Origin of the sequence: Siculibacillus lacustris, from assembly GCF_004328075.1 — a bacterium.
GTDB classification, from domain to species: domain Bacteria; phylum Pseudomonadota; class Alphaproteobacteria; order Rhizobiales; family Ancalomicrobiaceae; genus Siculibacillus; species Siculibacillus lacustris.
Window position 1 is genome coordinate 1 of record NZ_SJFN01000096.1, and the last position, 782, is coordinate 782.

Consider the following 782-nt stretch of genomic DNA (forward strand, 5'->3'; position numbering starts at 1 on the left):
CCCTCGTCGACGAGACGAAAAGCCCGAGTTCACCGGAACCTCGGGCTTTCATCGCATCTGGACCCTCTCGCGGAAGCCTCCGGCCGAAGCGGGACCGTCCGACACCCTTCCGCGGGGTGGAGCAGCCCGGTAGCTCGTCAGGCTCATAACCTGAAGGTCGTCAGTTCAAATCTGGCCCCCGCAACCACAGACCAAAAACCCTCCGCCCAACAAGCGGAGGGTTTGTCGTATCTGGACCGTCGCTCGGGGCGGAAGCTCCGACGCCGCCGCCGCCGGTCGCCACCCGTTGCGCCCGTGCACGATCGGCGCTCTGATGGGCGGCCACGTCCGGGTCGGGCTGGAGGACGGCCTCGATCTCGGCAAAGGCAGGCTGGCGCGGCCGCAATGCCGAGCAGGTCGCCGAGATCCGGCACGTGTTCGAGGAGCTGTCGCTGGCGATCGCCACGCCCGACGAGGCGCGGCAGATACTCGGCCGCGAGGGTGGCGATCTGGTGGGATTCTGACGATGAGCGGATACAGGACTCTGATCGGCATTGACGTTGCCCCTCGTGCCTAATCCAGTTTGAAGTTCGCTTTGGCCCAACTCAAGGACCAGAGCATGAGACGAAGCCGTTTTACCGAAGAGCAGATCATCGGCATCCTGAAGGAGCACGAGGCCGGCGTTGCGGTCTCGGACCTGTGCCGCAAACACGGCGTCAGCGATGCGAGCATCTACAAGTGGAAGGCCAAGTTCGGCGGCATGGACGTCTCTGAGGCCAAGCGCCTGCGGGCGCTGGAAGACG

The 782-nt window shown here is 65.0% G+C and carries 2 protein-coding genes and 1 tRNA gene; all 3 read left to right on the forward strand.

The window, feature by feature from the left end; genetic code table 11:
* The first annotated feature begins 110 nt into the window (after positions 1-110).
* Positions 111-187 (forward strand) — tRNA-Met (locus EYW49_RS22880).
* Between the two features lie 226 nt (positions 188-413).
* On the forward strand, positions 414-503 hold the full coding sequence (locus EYW49_RS23770; protein ID WP_407695501.1) for a hypothetical protein: 90 nt from the start codon (positions 414-416) through the stop codon (positions 501-503).
* A gap of 95 nt (positions 504-598) precedes the next feature.
* Positions 599-782: transposase (locus tag EYW49_RS22890; protein ID WP_131312049.1), on the forward strand; the 184-nt coding region annotated here is incomplete at its 3' end.